This window comes from Deferrisoma palaeochoriense, assembly GCF_054656955.1.
Map to the genome: position 1 here is coordinate 1 of NZ_BAAHXI010000189.1, position 383 is coordinate 383.

At 65.0% G+C, this 383-nt stretch carries 1 pseudogene; it reads left to right on the forward strand.

The features are described 5' to 3' along the window. Positions 1–193: pseudogene (locus ACYQ8L_RS18655) on the forward strand (ISNCY family transposase); the annotation flags it as partial. Positions 194–383 lie beyond the last annotated feature (190 nt).

A 383-nucleotide genomic window follows, 5' to 3' on the forward strand; every position in this document is an offset into this window, starting at 1 on the left:
CAACAGTCGAGTGTACCGGGCACTTCGGGGGTTTCGGGCGGCGATCGAAGGGCTGCTTTCGGTGCTGAAGCGGGCCTACGCGCTGCGTCGGTGCCTGTGGTCGGGGTGGGACGGGTTTGTGCGCTACGTGTGGAGCACGGTTGTGGGGTACAACCTGGTCACGCTGGCGCGGATCCGCCTGGCCAAGACCTGAGGGAATCGCCTGGGGGGCCACCCGTCCTCTGGTAGGGGAGGAGTGTGCCGCGAGCGCGGGATTTCTTTCAGCAGATGAAATAGACCGTCGCATTCGGACTCGTCACCGTCTCATCGGCCCACCGGGGTAAACCCTACCCCTCGGGCCGGTCGGGCCTGTACGGCCAAATCTCGAATTTCCGGACGGACAC